Raw genomic sequence first — 16,628 nt, forward strand, 5'->3', positions numbered from 1 at the left:
GAATGTAAACTAAAAAAACAGTTAAATAACTATAAATCCAGTTTTTAACAATCTCATTTCTTTTTCATTTTAAACTTAAAGTTATCTTAGTAACCAACTATTTAGTAGAATAAGTCAAGAGTTCTGGAATTTAATAAGGAAATTGGGTAAGTAAGAATTACAGCTTAAGAACAAGAATTCCTTACATTTGACCCAAAACTAAAGGCATGCCAACCTGGGAATCTCTATTGTCACTAAAACGCCAAGGCGACACCAACAAACGTATTCGCAAAGAACAAGATGATACGCGACTAGGCTTTGAAGTGGATTACGATCGAGTGATTTTTTCTTCAGAATTTAGAAGTTTGCAGGACAAAACCCAAGTGATTCCCTTGTCCAAAACTGATTTTGTCCACACGCGGTTAACGCATAGTTTGGAAGTTTCAGTCGTTGGCAGATCTCTCGGCAGGCTTGTAGGAAAGAAAGTTTTAGAAAAGCACCCTCAACTGCAAGGAACTCACGGACATCATTTTAATGATTTTGGAGCCATTGTCGCTGCCGCAGCTTTGGCTCACGATATTGGTAACCCGCCTTTTGGTCACAGTGGTGAACGCGCGATTGGTGATTACTTCAAATTTGGTAATGGAAAGCGGTTTCAAGAACAACTTTCTGAAACGGTGTACCAAGACCTATCGAAATTTGAGGGTAACGCCAACGGTTTTAAATTACTCACCAACGATAATTACGGATCGCCGGGCGGTTTGAGATTGTCATACGCTACTTTGGGAGCGTTTACCAAATACCCAAAAGCTTCGCTTCCTCACAAACCCACCAAGCAAGTGGCCGACAAGAAATTTGGTTTCTTTCATCAGCAAGTGGATAAATTTCAAGATGTCGCTGAAGAGCTGGGTCTTGAGAAAAACTCTGATGGTAATGGTGTTCGTTACAAAAGGCATCCGCTAGCCTTTTTGGTTGAAGCCGCGGACGATATTTGCTATACCATTATCGATTTTGAAGATGGTATTAACTTAGGATTGATTCAAGAGGAATTTGCTTTAGAATACTTATCAAAGATCGTCCATAAAAACATCAATACAAAAAAGTATTCCAAACTCTCAACCACAAAAAACAGAATTAGTTATTTACGTTCTTTGGCCATAGGTGCTCTTATTGAAGATGCCGTTTCCATTTTTATGGAGAATGAAGAAGCGATTCTGAAAGGGGATTACCACCATGCGTTGATGGACAAGTCCATTTACAAAGTTCAAATTGAGGACATCATTAAAATCAGTGTCAAAAACATATACCAGAGTCAGGAAGTCCTCGACAAAGAAATAGCTGGTTATAAAATTCTTACCAAGATTTTGGATGATTTCACCACGGCTGTGGAGCATCTACATGCTGGATATGCCTCTAACTTTGATAAGTTAATTCTAAAAAACTTCTTGAAAGATTTTAATTTTTCGGACAGTAAACTGGAAGACTGGCTTATAGACGTGTGCTCTTTTGTGGCTTCGCTTACCGACAGTAACGCCTTGAGAACTTATAGAAAGCTGACCGGGAGTGATCTGTGAAAATATTAAATACTAAAGACAGGATTTCAAATTTCAAATCTGTTATTTCAAATTTTGTAATTATAATTCAGAAATAGCTTTTAAGCAAGTGATAAATTTCACATCAACTCAGTTTCTGTCATGCTGAATTTAGTTCAGCATCTCCACGTCATTTCCATCAAACCAATCCTACTGATTTTATCACATTATTTCAAGCCATCACCTACATAATACAGTTCTCGTTCACCTCATTAAGACCCTGAAACGTCGTTCAGAGTGACAAATAAAAAACGCCAATCACAAGTTCACATTTCACCTCTCAACGACTCACCGACTCAAAAACTCATGAAGAGTTTTCAGCAGTAACTCCGGATGTTCCAAATAAGACATGTGTCCGCCTGGTAGAATATTCAATTCAATACCAGCTTCTTCAGCTATATTTTTGGTCTTTTCAAAATTGATGACTTTGTCCTGTTTACCTAAAACCAATAAACTCCTCTCTTTATGGTTTTTGAGCACCTCTGTTCTATCTTTTCGATCGCGCATACCATTTAGGGTATTGATCACTCCCTGTTGCGAACATTGCTTTGCCTCTTGTATGGCTGCCTCAATTTCAGTTGATAATCGCTTTTGATCTTCTGGTAAAAACAAATGTTTTACCGCCATGCTTATAAAAGCATCCGGATGTCTTTGGATCATCGCTATCGCGCGATTTCTTTCCTTTTTCTTAGTTTCAGAATCGGCTAAAGAGCTTGAATTAAGCAGAATGAGTTTTTTAAGTTTCGCTGAATTCAATTCAGCTACAGCTAAGGCTACATACCCTCCCATAGAGTGCCCAATAATACTAAACGTTTCCAACTTTTTAGAGCCTGCAAACCCTACGACTAAAGAAGCATAATCTTCCATCTTATGGATGTAGCCTATCGCTTCAGTATTGCCGTGACCGGGCAAATCTAAGGTGTATAAGCGGTGTGTTTTAGAAAGCTCTTTCCCAAGCATTTTCCACATGGACGAATTTTCCAGAAATCCATGAAGAAGAATAATGGGCTCTCCATTACCTGAAGATGTGTAGTGAATTTTGGTTTGCTTGTATGTAAAGGTCATAACATTAAAATAAAACTAGTCAACTGGTTCACTGTGGACCGGTTGACTAGGTAAAGTATACTTTAAAAATAAGAGTGAAAGACTATTAACTATTCATCAGGTCTTCAATCTCTTCAATTTCAATAGGAATATTGCCCATCAAATTCTTAGGAGATCCTTTTTCTTGAATCACCACATCGTCTTCGAGTCGAATGCCCATATTTTCATCGGGCAAGTAAATCCCAGGCTCTACTGTAAAGACTTGATTGGCTTTCATTGGTTCATGTAGTAAGCCGTAATCGTGAGTATCGAGTCCGATATTGTGAGAAGTCCCGTGCATAAAGTATTTTTTATACGCTGGCCAGTCTGGGTTCTCATTTTGTACATCGGCTTTATCGAGTAGTTTTAAATCAAGTAGTTCAGAAGTCATCAATTTGCCTACTTCAATGTGGTAATCTTTCCAGATGGTTCCGGGCACCAACATATCAGTCGCCAGTTTTTTTACTTTATTGACAGCCGTATAGATTTGCTTTTGCCTGTCTGTATATCTTCCTGAAACAGGAATAGTACGAGTCATATCGCTAGTGTAGTTGGCATATTCGGCACCAACATCTATCAAGATTAAGTCTCCGTCTTTCAGTTGTTCTTTGTTTTCTATATAATGAAGCACGGTCGCATTTTTTCCTCCGGCAATGATGGGAGTGTAAGAAAATCCGCGGGATTTATTGTTTAAAAATTCATGCATAAATTCAGCTTCGAGCTCGTATTCCCATTTGCCTGGTTTAGTAAATTTGAGAACTCTTCTAAATCCTTTTTCGGTGATATTACAAGCTGTTTGCATCGCTTGCAGTTCCAGCGGATGCTTTATAGAACGCAACCTTTGAAGGATTGGATTACTTTTTGAAACCTGGTGCGCCGGATAGTTTTCCTTTAGCCACTTGTTAAAACGATCTTCTCGTGTTTCGGTAGCGTGAGCTGCTCTGTAATGCTCATTGGTATTCATATAAACCATACCGGTAAGCGCCATCAACTCGTTAAACACCTTTTCAAAATCCTGCTTCCAATACACCGTTTGTATACCAGAAGTATGTAGCGCTTTTTCTTTGTTGAGTTTCTCACCCTCCCAAACGGCAATGTGTGGGTTGGTTTCAGTTAAGAATAAAATCTCTCGATGCTTCGGATCTGGTGCATCTGGAAATAAAACCAAAATACTCTCCTCTTGATCTACCCCACTTAAGTAGTAGATATTACGATCCTGCTGAAAAGGAATCGTACTATCTGCACCTATTGGGTAAATATCATTGGAGTTGAACACGGCCAGACTTCCTGGCAACATCTGACTCATGAAGTTTTTTCTGTTCTGAATAAATAATTCGCTGGATATAGGCTCGTATCTCATTTTTTTCAATTTTCATCAAAGGTATAAAATGGAGATTAAAAAATCATCAAGGATTGAAAAGACGAAAATAATTGTGTGACATCCGAATTCACGACAAGGTTTTCGTGGTTTTCCTTCAATAGGCTTTAAATTTATTCTAAATTAAGCGTAAATCATTGACTTCATTTGTTTCAGAGCTTTGTGTAGCGTATTTTTGCACAAAATCAAATACAGAATAATGGCTGGAATAAGCAAAACATCAATAGCAAGGAAAGTTGCTATGGCTCTTTCAGGACTTTTTTTAGTCCTTTTTTTAGCTCAACACTTCACTATTAACTTCACTTCGGTAGTAAGTCCTTCTACTTTCAATGAGATTTCTCATTTTATGGGAACTAACTTTGTTGTACAGGCTATCCTGCAACCTATTTTAATCGCAGGAGTCGTTTTTCATTTCGTAATGGGGTTTGTACTCGATGTACGAAACAGAAAAGCGAGAGGAGTAAAATATAATAAATTTAAAGGTCAAGCCAACTCTCCATGGGTATCTAGAAATATGATACTTTCTGGTTCGGTAGTCTTAGCTTTTTTAGGATTGCACTTTTATGATTTCTGGATCCCAGAATTGATTCATAAATATGTAGAAACAAATCCTGATGATCCCTTCAGGTATTATGACGAAACGATAGCTAAATTTGCAGGCAATCCAATAAGAACTGGTCTTTACAGTATATCATTTGTTCTTTTGATGTTACACCTTCTACATGGTTTCGCTTCTTCATTTCAAACGATGGGCGTTAACAATAAATACTCTAGTGGTATTAAGATTTTTACCAAAGCTTTTGCGATTGTTATTCCAATGGGTTTTGTGTTTATTGCGATATTTCACTATTTTAATAACTTATAAGCGAAAGGATTATGTCAGTTTTAGAATCAAAAATTCCAGAAGGTCCAATTGAAAAAAAATGGACAAAACATAAAAATGAAATCAATCTTGTAAATCCTGCTAATAAAAGAAACATCGACATTATTGTTGTTGGGACTGGACTTGCAGGCGGAAGTGCTGCAGCAACATTTGCAGAACTAGGTTACAATGTAAAAACTTTTTGTTATCAAGATTCCCCACGTCGTGCACACTCAATTGCTGCACAGGGTGGTATTAATGCTTCCAAGAATTACCAAGGTGATGGTGATTCTGACTATAGATTGTTTTACGACACTGTGAAAGGTGGAGATTACAGGTCTAGAGAAGCTAACGTATATAGACTTGCAGAGGTTTCTAGTAATATCATTGACCAATGTGTTGCTCAGGGAGTTCCTTTTGCAAGAGAATATGGCGGTCTTTTAGATAACCGTTCTTTTGGTGGTGTATTGGTATCAAGAACTTTTTATGCCAAAGGTCAAACCGGCCAGCAATTGTTACTTGGAGCTTATTCAGCAATGAATAGACAAATCAATAGAGGAAAAATTCAATCATTCAATCGACATGAAATGATGGATTTGGTACTTGTCGATGGAAAAGCTAGAGGAATTATCGCTCGTGATCTTGTGTCAGGAAATATTGAAAGGCACTCAGCTCATGCTGTTGTTTTGGCCTCTGGTGGTTACGGAAACGTATTCTACTTGTCTACCAATGCTATGGGAAGTAATGTGATGGCAGCCTGGAGAGCTCACAAAAAAGGTGCTTTCTTCGCCAATCCTTGCTTTACACAAATCCACCCAACTTGTATTCCTGTCTCTGGAGACTTGCAATCCAAATTAACTTTGATGTCGGAATCCTTAAGAAACGATGGACGTATCTGGGTGCCAAAACATGAAAAAGATGCCAAAGCGATAAGAGAAGGAAAATTAAAACCAACTGAACTTGCTGAAGAAGATAGAGACTACTACTTGGAAAGAAGATATCCAGCATTTGGTAACTTAGTTCCTCGAGATGTGGCATCAAGAGCTGCTAAGGAACGTTGTGATGAAGGATATGGTGTGAATAAAACAGGTCAGGCGGTCTATCTTGATTTTAAAGCTGCTATCGAGCGTTACGGAAAAGAAAAAGCATTTACTTCTGGACATAAAAATCCAAGTAAAGAAGAAATTATAAAATTAGGAGAACAAGTAGTCGAGTCTAAGTATGGTAACCTGTTTGAAATGTATGAAAAGATTACAGATCAAAATCCTTACAAAACTCCTATGATGATTTTTCCAGCTGTTCACTACACAATGGGTGGTCTTTGGGTCGATTATAATCTAATGACCACAATTCCTGGATGCTATGCTGCTGGAGAAGCTAATTTCTCAGATCACGGTGCCAATAGACTTGGAGCTTCAGCTTTGATGCAAGGTTTAGCGGACGGTTATTTTGTCCTTCCTTACACTATTGGAGATTACTTAGCAGACGACATTAGAACTGGAACAATTTCTACTGAAACTGAAGAATTTGTAACTGCTGAGAAAGAAGTTAAAGAACGAATTCAGAGATTATTTGACGCTAAAGGCAAGAATCCTGTAGATTACTACCACAAAAAGCTTGGTAGAATCATGTGGGACAAATGCGGAATGTCTCGTAATGAGAAGGAGCTTAGAGAAGCTATGGAAGAAATCAAAGAGTTGAGAGAAGATTTCTGGAAAAATGTAAGAATAACTGGTAAAGCTGAAACTAAAAATGCTGAATTAGAAAAAGCAGGACGAGTTGCAGATTTCCTTGAGCTTGGAGAACTTTTTGCTAAAGATGCCCTAGAAAGAAATGAATCTTGCGGTGGTCATTTTAGAGAAGAATATCAAACTGAAGATGGAGAAGCTTTGAGAGACGATGAGAATTTCAAATTCGTTTCAGCGTGGGAATACGTAGGAAATCCTAGAGATGCTAAGCTTCACAAAGAACAGTTAGAATTTGAAAATATAGAATTAAAAACAAGAAGCTATAAATAATTGAATTATGAAGCTTAAACTTAAAGTATGGCGTCAAGAAGACGCTCAAGATAAAGGAGGATTTAAGAACTATGATGTAGATGGAATCGACGGTGATATGTCATTCTTGGAGATGCTTGATGTTCTGAATAACAATCTGGTCAATGAAGGTATTGATCCAGTAGAATTTGATCACGACTGTAGAGAAGGTATTTGTGGCTCTTGTTCATTGCAAATTAATGGTGAACCTCATGGTCCAGACAGAAGAATAACAACCTGTCAGCTACACATGAGAAAATTTAAAGACGGCGATGAAATTGTTATTGAACCATTTAGAGCTACCGCATTTCCAGTAATAAAAGATTTAGTCATTGACAGATCTGCTTTTGATAGGATACAGCATGCAGGTGGGTATATTTCTGTAAACACTTCAGGAAATACGCAAGATGCGAATTCTATTCCAATCGATAAGCAAGATGCTGATGATTCATTTTATGCTGCGACTTGTATTGGTTGTGGAGCATGTGTTGCTGCCTGCAAAAATGCAAGTGCAATGCTCTTTACTTCCGCTAAAGTATCTCAATTTGCATTGTTGCCTCAAGGAAAGATTGAAGCTCATGAGCGTGTCTTAGAAATGGTTCATCAAATGGATAAAGAAGGTTTTGGTAACTGCACAAACACCGGAGCCTGTGAAATAGAATGTCCAAAAGGAATTTCATTAGAAAACATTGCAAGGTTAAATAGAGAGTATTTAAGTGCTAGCGTATTTAGTTAGAACTTAGACTAATGAACTTTATATTAAAGCGTTCTGGATGAATTCCAGGACGCTTTTTAATTGGTAAATATATTTCGATACACAAAAGGGATTTCAGCTTTAGCTGTAGATTCACATTCTCGAAGTGTTCTTTCGTCGAGCAATTTTAATTTTGGAGGATTTAAGACCTTAACATTGTACATCCATTGAAAAATCCATCCCAAAAGTTCTCTATTGATTCCGCAGTGGAAAGTCAATAAGTAATTTCCATCTAATTTGATAATCTTTTGAGAGTGATGCCAAAAATGATCCTCTATAAAACGGCCAGTTACGGAGGTGAATTCAATTTCAATATCATAGACTTTTTCGTCAATATTTTTAGTTACGCCAAAACGTTTACTAAGCTCTATGTCAAGAAGGCTTTTATATTTCTTATAACCAGTAAACGACTTACCTAACTTGATCTGACCCAATTGTCTTATACCAAAAATCTCAATTATATTCTTCTCGGGATTGTAACATGCTAAATAATAGGAAGCCCTGTGATAAATTATATCAAGAGGAAAGACTGTGAATTGAAAGGAGTCTAAATCTAAATTATCCCCTGTCTCATCGTCTCTGACCAGAGAAGCCTCTAATGCGCTTTGTTGATAGATCGACCTTTCGATTAGGGCAATGGTCTTGGTTTTTGATTTATCAAGATACTGATTCGAAAACCGAGTAGTTAAAATATTATCCGCTGTTTTAAAAGACAACTTATGATCGGGTGAGGATAGAGCTTTTATATAAAAGTATTTTTTTCCTTCTTCAAAGTAAGTGTTCAACTCGCCACCCTCTTCAATTATAAAGTATAATGATTTAAGGTCTCTTTGAATTTGACGCTGAGAAACAATAAAATTTTCTTCTCCCAACATGTCAACCAATTGACTGGTAGTGAATGCGTTTGATTTAAGGTATGACTTTAAAACTGCTAATCGTTTTAGATAATCGCTCATGTATAGACGTTTTATGTCGTTTCAGGAAATAAATATAAAAAAAAGTCAATTGGATATACATTTGCATAACAAAAAGACATATACTCGAGCTTCATCCTAATTCTCTGTATATAAAAACACCTGCTTGAGGGCAGGTGTTTTATTTTTTCAAAAAGTTCTAAACAAAAAATACTAGTGAGTAATCTCAAGTGATTTGACACCTTCCAGCATTGCTTTTACAATCATTTCGAGATTAAAATCATGTTTCCAGCCCCAGTCTGTTCTAGCATCAGAATTATCAATACTATCTGGCCAGGAATCGGCAATATCTTGTCTGAAATCAGGTTCATAATCAATATGAAAGTCTGGAATATGCTTTTTGATTTCAACATAAAGATCTTCTGGGGTAAAACTTACGCTGGCAAGGTTATAAGAGGATCTTATTTTAACAGATTCTTCAGGGGCATCCATGATAGAAACGGTAGCATTTATAGCATCATCCATATACATCATAGGAAGAATAGTTCCTTTTGAAAGGAAAGAGGTATACTGTGATGACCTCAAGGCTTCATGAAAAATTTCAATAGCATAATCTGTAGTTCCTCCTCCTGGAGCAGTTTTATAACTAATCAATCCTGGATAACGGATACTTCTCACATCTACTCCATAACGTTTGTGATAGTATGCACACCAACGTTCGCCGGACTGTTTGCTGATGCCATAAACGGTAGATGGCTCCATGATAGTTTGTTGTGGCGTATTAACTTTGGGTGTCGTAGGGCCAAAAACCGCAATACTGGATGGCCAGAATATTTTATTTACCAATTGTTCTTTACCGAGATTAAGAACATTGAATAAAGACGTCATATTAAGATCCCAACCTTTCTCAGGATATTTTTCAGCAGTTCCGCTTAGCATAGCTGCCATCATATAAACCGTATCAATCTTGTGCGTAGAAACGACGGTTTTGAAGTTCTCATAGTCGGTAGCATCTAAAATTTCAAAGAGTCCACCACTTAACTCTGAAGACGTAGAAGGTTTAATATCACTAGCTACCACAGCATCATCTCCATGAATGTCTCTTAAAGCTAGGGTAAGTTCTGAACCTATCTGACCACAGGCACCAACTATCAATATTTTTGAAGGCATAATTTTGAATTTTGTGCAAATTTAAGCTTTGATAAACATATTGGAATAAAAATATCGTAATTATGAAAAACTTAATCCTCTAGCTTTTACATTTGAATACAGAAAAATTCATTATGAAAAATAAATCAGCGCTACATATAGTATCAGTTCTAATTTTTTTTGCTGCTGCAGTGTCCTGTAGTAATCAAGAGAAAGGAAATAAAGCCGATAAATTTGATTCGGAAACCTCAGATGAACTTGAGGAAAAAATTAAACTGGATACCATTCAGCTTGTCAAATTGTCTGATGAAACAAAAAAGGCAATCGAAGATTGGAATAAGTATATTGCTTTAAATTCTGAAATTGAACGTTTTGAAAACTACACTGTATTAGATGTCATCAATAATGCTGGTACCATAGGAAATGTTGTGGATTCACTAAACTTTACAGTTCCCAAAGTTTTTGATACTAAAGCTGTGAAAGCTAGAATTGTAACCATCCAGACACATACAATGCTACTGGATGAAAATTCTAAACGTGTAGAGCCCAACCCAACGGAAATAAAAGATTTGAGTGCAAAAATAAAACTGGATTTCAATAACCTCAACATACAATTAAACGAAGTCTTCATCATAGAAGACAATTCTTTCCAAATCGATTAAAATATACATATGAAACCTATTCAAAGCCTTTTAATCTTACTGTTTTTTTCTAGTATAAGTAATGCGCAAACTGAGCAAATCAATATTACAATTGATAGTTGGCACAAAGCTGCAGAAAAAGCAGACTTTGAAACGTATTTTGATTTAATGAGTAAAGATGCTGTATTTGTGGGATCAGATGCAAGTGAAGTTTGGGATATTAAAGAATTTAAAGTGTTTTCTAAACCTTATTTTGATGCTGGTAAAGCCTGGACGTTTATACCAGTCAATAGAAATGTTTATACCGGAAGAAATAAAAATATCGCTTGGTTTGATGAGGTTTTAAATTCAGAACATATGGGGATTTGCAGAGGGTCTGGTGTTCTTGTTCGAAATCAAGATGAAGACTGGAAAATCAAACATTATGTACTTTCGCTTGCTATACCAAATTCGCTGGTTGATCAACTTGTGAAGCAGAAAACAAATTTAGATAACGAATATCTAAAGTCTCAACCCTAAATTTTCTTTCAACATAAAAAGCTGTATTTTTAACCAAAATAAAATTAGAACATTATGAATAAAGTAAAATTAATGTTTGTAGCTATAGGAGCTTCAACATTGCTTTTTTCGTGTCAGGATTCCAACAAGGAAACTGCGGACGAAAGTAGAGGCATTGCCTTACAATACATGGACACCACAGTGAATCCTCAGGATGATTTCTACAGCTATGTTAATGGTGGCTGGATGAAAACAGCAGAAATTCCAGATGATAGGACGTCTTGGGGTGGGTTTCAAATCTTGAGAAAATCCACAGACAATGACGTTTTGGAAATTTTAAAAACCGCTGAAGAATCAGGAAAATACTCAGCAACTTCAGATCAAGGAAAAGCAATTTCAGTTTTCAACTCTATCATGGATACGTTGTCTAGAAATGTTGCTGGTGTAGATCCAATCATGGATAAACTAGACCTTATTAATGAAGTAAAAACTAAAAAAGATATACAAAAACTTTTAGCTGAGTATCCAACAGCTATTTCCGCACCATTTTTTGGTGTTTCCTCGTATTCAGATCCAGATGATAGTAACACAAATGCTGCTTATGTAGGAACTGGAAGCCTTGGCCTACCAGATAGAGATTACTACCTGGATCAGGATGATAAATCCAAAGAAATAAGAGAGCAGTACAAAGAACATATCGTGAAAATGCTGGCTTACTTTGGCGGCTCTAAAGAAGATGCGAAATTCAGAGCAGAGACTATTCTTAAGCTTGAAACACAACTGGCTGAACCAAGACTTGATAAAGTAGCAAGGAGAGATTTTAGAAATTTCAACAATCGCTATGCAGTTAGTGACCTCAATACGGTTGCTAAAAATATAGATCTTAAAGCTTATATGACTGATCTAGGAATAGAGAAGTTACCCGATACAGTTTTGGTCATGGAGCCAAAATACATGGAGGCTTTAGATCAAATGATTGCTGAAACACCGCTTAACGATTTAAAGAGCTTAATGACCTGGTCAACTATCAATTCTGCATCCAATCAACTTTCTACTGAAATAGCTACAACCAACTGGGAGTTTTATAGCAAAACCTTGAGCGGTGCAAAAGCGCAAAGACCTTTGGATGAGCGTGCGCTATCCGTAGTGAATGGAAGTATAGGTGAAGCGGTTGGTAAGCTATATGTGGATCAAAAATTCCCACCAGAAGCTAAAGAAAAAGCTGAAGACATGGTTGGAAATGTAATTACAGCCTTCAAAAACAGAATCAATGATTTAGAGTGGATGGAAGATAAAACCAAAACTAAGGCTATTGAAAAACTAGATAAATTCACCGTGAAAATTGGTTATCCGGATGAATTTGAAGATTATAGCGACTTAAGTGTGTCTCCAGAAAACACCTACTACGAGAACATGCAGGCGGTTTCTAAATGGAATTATAAAGATAACCTCAGCAAAATAGGTGAGCCTGTAGATAAAACAGAATGGGGAATGTCACCTCAAACTGTAAACGCTTATTTCAATCCATTATACAACGAGATTGTCTTTCCTGCTGCTATTTTACAACCTCCTTTCTACGATTACAAAGCAGATGCTGCCGTGAATTATGGTGGAATTGGAGCCGTCATTGGTCATGAAATTTCTCATGCTTTTGATGATAGTGGATCAAGATTTGATGCCGATGGAAATTTAAAAAACTGGTGGTCCGATAAAGATCTTGAAAAATTTACAGAGCGTGGAAATAATCTTGCTGAACTTTACAGCAGTATAGAAGTTTTAGATAGTGTCTACATCAATGGCAAATTCACCTTAGGAGAAAATATTGGTGATCTAGGTGGAGTCCTCGGAGCTTATGATGGTCTGATGCTTCATTATGAAAATAATGAAAAGCCTGGTAAGATTGCTGGTTTCACACCTGAGCAACGTTTCTTTATGTCTTGGGCAACCGTTTGGAGAACTAAAACCAGAGATGAAGCTTTGAGAACTCAAGTAAAAACGGACCCACACTCTCCGGGACAATACAGAGCTTACGTACCTCTTCAAAATATAGATGCATTTTACGATGCTTTCGATGTCAAAGAAGGTGACGATATGTTCATCGCTCCAGAGGAAAGAGTAAGAATCTGGTAAGTCTAAACTAATATTAAAATAAATTGCTTTAAAAAGGCGGTTACAACTTGAGTTGTAACCGCCTTTTTCTTCAATAAATATTTTATTCACTTCTGTTCTAAAGGAACACAAGGTAATATTGGAAATACTAAAGTCAACCTGCATTATTTTTCAGGGTTATTGTGATAATTTTTACACGATCATTCTTTATTAAATAATTATAATCTGTATATGTTAGTTAAAATCTAAATAAAAGTCTCTTAAGGTTTACCATAAGTTTGCGTCCAACTAAACCAACTAGCCTTGAAACTTAAATACTTTAACCTTTTTTTCCTTTTATGCCTTGCTTATCTTGGAATAGGGATAATCACTCAAGAACTATTAAAAACAGAAATTCTATTAGCGGAAACGCTTTTAGAACAATTTACACGAGATCAAGTGATTGAAGTGGTCAACTTCAATAGAAAGTGGGAATGGATTACTTATATATTGCTTCCAATAATTCTTCTCCTCAAAATTGCAGTCATTGCAAAAATTATAGATGTTGGTGCTTTTTTCATAGACAAAAAAGTGAGTTATTCTAAATTGTTCTCTGCTGTATTAAAGGCAGAATTTATTTTTTTAGTAGCGCCAGTTTTAAAGCTCGGATGGTTTTATTTCTTTAAAACAGATTTCGGCCTGGTAGATTTACAAAACTTTTATCCGCTATCCCTTATCAATATTACTGGCTACGAAAATCTAAAGAGTTGGTTTATTTACCCTTTGCAAGCCCTTAATCTTATTGAGATGGCTTACTGGTTCTTATTAGCCTATCAAATTAAAAAATTACTTGAAATCGATTTTGGAAAAAGCTTTGGCATTGTGATGAGTAGCTATGGAGTCGTTCTCCTGATATGGATAATAGCAGTCATGTTTTTCACCCTTAATATGAGCTAATGATGACCAAAAAGAAAAAAATAAAGACCCTCATCTTAATATCAGTTAGTCTCCTGTTTTTAATCTTGGCTTACTCCTTTGTTAACTCGTATTATACTAAACATACTAGAGAAGCTGAACTTATTGAATTACCAGATATCCCTTTGCATGATCTAAGTGGAAACAATTTCAATATTGAACAACTTGAGGGTTTGAAAATTCTCGTGTTTATGGATCCTGATTGTATTTATTGTAAAAATCAAATCAAAGAGTTCAAAGAACTTAGAAAACGGCTTAGTTATTTGACTATAGTAGGTATTTCTGAACAGCCTTTGGAAAAACTTAAAGATTATATCAACACAGAACCTTTTTTTAACGAACCTAAAAACTTTATGACCCATGATTACACTAGTAAAATGGCTGATCATTTTTGGATTGGAACTACACCTCATCTTTTAATTTATGATGAGAACAATCAACTGATTAAGCAAAATAAAGGTTTTATTAATGCTGATAAGTTAATAGCCATACTTGAAAAAGTTCAGTAAATGAAAAACTTAAAACAAATCAGCAAAACTCATGTTTTACAACTAGACCAAAGCGATTGTGGTGTGGCTTGTCTGTTGAGTTTAGTAAATTACTATGATGGTGAATCTAGCTTAGAGCATTTAAGAAAGCTTAGCGGAACAAGTAAACAAGGAACTACGCTTTTAGGCTTGTATCAAGCAGCTCAAGATTTAGGTTTTGATGCACAAGGCAATGAAGCAGATATAAAAGCCATAATTGAACATAATGAACCTACTATCTTGCATGTAGTTATCGAAGAACAGTTACAGCATTATGTGATTTGTTATGGCTACAATGGCAAAACCTTTACTATAGGCGATCCGGGTAAAGGCATTTATGAGTACACCAGAGAACAACTCGATAACATCTGGCAATCCAAAACTTGTCTTACCTTGAAACCTACGCAAGCATTTGAGAAAAAGAGCAAACTCAAGAAATCTAAAAAAAAGTGGTTTTTCCAGGTTTTGAAAGAAGATTACCGCGTCATTAGTTTTAGTCTAATTCTAGGTCTGGCTATTTCTATATTAGGCATGACCATGGCGGTCTTTTCCCAAAAGTTGATCGATGATATTTTACCTTCCAATAATATTCAAAAGTTAATCGCAGGTATTGTTTTAGTAGGCTTTTTGTTATGCATTAGGATAGGTTTCAATGCCTTAAGAGATTATTTTCTCATTCATCAAACCAAGGAGTTCAATACTCGAATTATAGATAAGTTTTACTCCTCGTTATTACATTTACCCAAATCCTTTTTTAACAGTCGTAAAATTGGGGATCTTGTGGCCAGATTAAATGATACACAGCGAGTACAACGTGTGATTAACCGAATAGTAGGCAATGTATTGATAGATATTTTGGTTACACTCTCTTCATTAGGATTAATTTTTATATACTCCTGGCAATCAGGCCTCATCGTCATTGTAAGTTTACCACTTTATGCTATTTTGATTTATAGATTTAATAAACCTATCATCACTTCACAAAAAGAAGTGATGCAGGCTTATGCGCTCAATGAAAGCAACTATATCAACTCCATGAATGGCATTTCGACCATCAAAAACAACAATAAGCAATCGATATTTCAAGATATAAATAACGTTATTTATGGTAACTTTCAGTCCAAAGTATTCGATTTAGGTAAAATTAACCTGAAGCTGAGTGCTTACTCAGGCTTATTTTCAACATTTTTTTTAATTGGAATTTTAGCTTATGCTAGCTTTAGTGTGTATAGAGAAGATTTACAATTGGGAGAATTAATGGCTATTTTGGGCGTTTCTGGATCCCTTTTGCCTGCTGTAGCCAATTTAGCCTTAATAAGTATTGCCATCAATGAAGCTAAGGTTGCTTTTAACCGCATGTTTGAGTTTGCCTCTATTACACCAGAACAATCAGGGTCTAATGAAATAAAGAATTTTAAACAAATTGAGCTAAAGAACATAGCTTTTAGATTTCCAGGGCATAGCCTCTTATTTGAAAACTTGAGTTTAAGCATAAAAAAGGGAGAGTGCCATGTGCTAGTTGGTGAAAGTGGTAGTGGAAAAAGCACCATTGCCGAAATCTTACAGAAATCTTATGAATTAAGCAGTGGACAAATTATCCTGAATCATTCCATTAAACTGAAAGACATAAATATAGAGTCCTGGAGAAAAGTGATTGGTGTTGTTCCGCAGGATGTCACCCTTTTTAATGGCAACCTCCTATCCAATATTACTTTAGGTGATGAAATGGATCCTCAAACTATGGAAGAATTCTTTCAAGAATATCAATTTGATAAATTTATTCAAATGTTACCACAAGGCTTGGCAACTATCGTGGGTGAAGAAGGTATAAATCTTTCTGGTGGGCAAAAACAAATGGTAGGCTTAATGCGTGCTCTCTATAAAAAACCGCAATTTTTAATTTTAGACGAGTTTACGTCCGCGATGGATAGGCTTACAGAAAATTTTGCCTTAGACTGTATTTCCAAAATTAAATCTGAAATAGGTGTGTTTTTTATCACGCACCGTTTAAGCATTGTTCCAAGAATTGCAGACAAGATATCTGTATTAGAAAAAAAGTCGATAAAACTAACAGATTCACATAAAGAACTACTGAAACACAATAATTTTTATAGTCAATATTGGAATGAGCTTCTAAACTTAAATGAATAAT

14 protein-coding genes are annotated in these 16,628 nt (G+C 36.0%); 10 read left to right on the forward strand and 4 right to left on the reverse strand.

The window, feature by feature from the left end; all coding sequences use genetic code 11:
- The first annotated feature begins 206 nt into the window (after nucleotides 1–206).
- A complete protein-coding gene (gene dgt / locus LB449_RS12870; RefSeq protein ID WP_224455530.1) occupies nucleotides 207–1,553 on the forward strand; it encodes a dGTP triphosphohydrolase in 1,347 nt (448 codons plus the stop codon).
- Between the two features lie 306 nt (nucleotides 1,554–1,859).
- Here dgt and LB449_RS12875 read toward each other — a convergent pair whose 3' ends face one another.
- Both LB449_RS12875 and LB449_RS12880 read right to left on the reverse strand, forming a co-directional pair.
- On the reverse strand, nucleotides 1,860–2,636 hold the full coding sequence (locus tag LB449_RS12875) for an alpha/beta fold hydrolase (RefSeq protein WP_224455531.1): 777 nt from the start codon (nucleotides 2,634–2,636) through the stop codon (nucleotides 1,860–1,862).
- 85 nt (nucleotides 2,637–2,721) lie between these two features.
- Nucleotides 2,722–4,014, reverse strand: coding sequence for an aminopeptidase P family protein (locus tag LB449_RS12880; RefSeq protein ID WP_224455532.1), 1,293 nt, complete (start codon nucleotides 4,012–4,014; stop codon nucleotides 2,722–2,724).
- A 217-nt stretch (nucleotides 4,015–4,231) separates the two neighbouring features.
- Between LB449_RS12880 and LB449_RS12885 the strand changes: the two genes are divergently transcribed.
- Genes LB449_RS12885 through LB449_RS12895 form a run of 3 tightly spaced genes read left to right on the forward strand, consistent with a single transcriptional unit; the run spans nucleotide 4,232 to nucleotide 7,666 of the window.
- Nucleotides 4,232–4,897, forward strand: coding sequence for a succinate dehydrogenase cytochrome b subunit (locus tag LB449_RS12885; RefSeq protein WP_224455533.1), 666 nt, complete (start codon nucleotides 4,232–4,234; stop codon nucleotides 4,895–4,897).
- An 11-nt stretch (nucleotides 4,898–4,908) separates the two neighbouring features.
- The gene (locus tag LB449_RS12890) at nucleotides 4,909–6,912 is read left to right on the forward strand and encodes a fumarate reductase/succinate dehydrogenase flavoprotein subunit (RefSeq protein WP_224455534.1); all 2,004 of its coding nucleotides are present in this window, start codon (nucleotides 4,909–4,911) and stop codon (nucleotides 6,910–6,912) included.
- Nucleotides 6,913–6,919: 7 nt separating this feature from the next.
- Complete coding sequence (locus LB449_RS12895; RefSeq protein WP_224455535.1) at nucleotides 6,920–7,666, forward strand: succinate dehydrogenase/fumarate reductase iron-sulfur subunit; 747 nt, start codon at nucleotides 6,920–6,922, stop codon at nucleotides 7,664–7,666.
- A 56-nt stretch (nucleotides 7,667–7,722) separates the two neighbouring features.
- On the opposite strand, the gene LB449_RS12900 is transcribed toward LB449_RS12895, so the two are convergent.
- Nucleotides 7,723–8,640 carry a WYL domain-containing transcriptional regulator gene (locus tag LB449_RS12900; protein WP_224455536.1) on the reverse strand — a complete coding sequence of 306 codons (918 nt, stop codon included), beginning with the start codon at nucleotides 8,638–8,640 and terminating at the stop codon, nucleotides 7,723–7,725.
- A gap of 171 nt (nucleotides 8,641–8,811) precedes the next feature.
- Nucleotides 8,812–9,768, reverse strand: a complete 957-nt coding sequence (locus LB449_RS12905) for an NAD-dependent epimerase/dehydratase family protein (protein ID WP_224455537.1) — start codon at nucleotides 9,766–9,768, stop codon at nucleotides 8,812–8,814.
- Between the two features lie 113 nt (nucleotides 9,769–9,881).
- On the opposite strand from LB449_RS12905, the gene LB449_RS12910 reads away from it, so the two are divergent.
- From LB449_RS12910 to LB449_RS12935, 6 genes are all read left to right on the forward strand, one after another.
- Entirely contained in the window at nucleotides 9,882–10,409 is a 528-nt protein-coding gene (locus tag LB449_RS12910) for a hypothetical protein (RefSeq protein WP_224455538.1), read from the forward strand.
- Nucleotides 10,410–10,418: 9 nt separating this feature from the next.
- On the forward strand, nucleotides 10,419–10,907 hold the full coding sequence (locus LB449_RS12915; protein WP_224455539.1) for a nuclear transport factor 2 family protein: 489 nt from the start codon (nucleotides 10,419–10,421) through the stop codon (nucleotides 10,905–10,907).
- 54 nt (nucleotides 10,908–10,961) lie between these two features.
- Nucleotides 10,962–13,016, forward strand: a complete 2,055-nt coding sequence (locus LB449_RS12920; RefSeq protein WP_224455540.1) for a M13 family metallopeptidase — start codon at nucleotides 10,962–10,964, stop codon at nucleotides 13,014–13,016.
- A gap of 282 nt (nucleotides 13,017–13,298) precedes the next feature.
- Entirely contained in the window at nucleotides 13,299–13,931 is a 633-nt protein-coding gene (locus LB449_RS12925; protein WP_224455541.1) for a hypothetical protein, read from the forward strand.
- Nucleotides 13,932–13,996: 65 nt separating this feature from the next.
- On the forward strand, nucleotides 13,997–14,458 hold the full coding sequence (locus LB449_RS12930; protein ID WP_224455542.1) for a TlpA family protein disulfide reductase: 462 nt from the start codon (nucleotides 13,997–13,999) through the stop codon (nucleotides 14,456–14,458).
- Nucleotides 14,459–16,627, forward strand: coding sequence for a peptidase domain-containing ABC transporter (locus LB449_RS12935; RefSeq protein ID WP_224455543.1), 2,169 nt, complete (start codon nucleotides 14,459–14,461; stop codon nucleotides 16,625–16,627).
- Nucleotide 16,628: the final 1 nt, after the last annotated feature.

The organism is Psychroflexus lacisalsi, assembly GCF_020164495.1.
Classification (GTDB): Bacteria; Bacteroidota; Bacteroidia; order Flavobacteriales; family Flavobacteriaceae; genus Psychroflexus; species Psychroflexus lacisalsi.

Bases quoted from the DNA above. Each gene is read 5' to 3' on its own strand.
- LB449_RS12890 (WP_224455534.1), top strand. From the start codon at position 4,909: ATGTCAGTTTTAGAATCAAAAATTCCAGAAGGTCCAATTGAAAAAAAA.
- LB449_RS12935 (WP_224455543.1), top strand. From the start codon at position 14,459: ATGAAAAACTTAAAACAAATCAGCAAAACTCATGTTTTACAACTAGAC.
- LB449_RS12885 (WP_224455533.1), top strand. From the start codon at position 4,232: ATGGCTGGAATAAGCAAAACATCAATAGCAAGGAAAGTTGCTATGGCT.
- LB449_RS12920 (WP_224455540.1), top strand. From the start codon at position 10,962: ATGAATAAAGTAAAATTAATGTTTGTAGCTATAGGAGCTTCAACATTG.
- LB449_RS12910 (WP_224455538.1), top strand. From the start codon at position 9,882: ATGAAAAATAAATCAGCGCTACATATAGTATCAGTTCTAATTTTTTTT.
- LB449_RS12895 (WP_224455535.1), top strand. From the start codon at position 6,920: ATGAAGCTTAAACTTAAAGTATGGCGTCAAGAAGACGCTCAAGATAAA.
- dgt (WP_224455530.1), top strand. From the start codon at position 207: ATGCCAACCTGGGAATCTCTATTGTCACTAAAACGCCAAGGCGACACC.
- LB449_RS12900 (WP_224455536.1), bottom strand. From the start codon at position 8,640: ATGAGCGATTATCTAAAACGATTAGCAGTTTTAAAGTCATACCTTAAA.
- LB449_RS12875 (WP_224455531.1), bottom strand. From the start codon at position 2,636: ATGACCTTTACATACAAGCAAACCAAAATTCACTACACATCTTCAGGT.
- LB449_RS12915 (WP_224455539.1), top strand. From the start codon at position 10,419: ATGAAACCTATTCAAAGCCTTTTAATCTTACTGTTTTTTTCTAGTATA.
- LB449_RS12905 (WP_224455537.1), bottom strand. From the start codon at position 9,768: ATGCCTTCAAAAATATTGATAGTTGGTGCCTGTGGTCAGATAGGTTCA.
- LB449_RS12880 (WP_224455532.1), bottom strand. From the start codon at position 4,014: ATGAGATACGAGCCTATATCCAGCGAATTATTTATTCAGAACAGAAAA.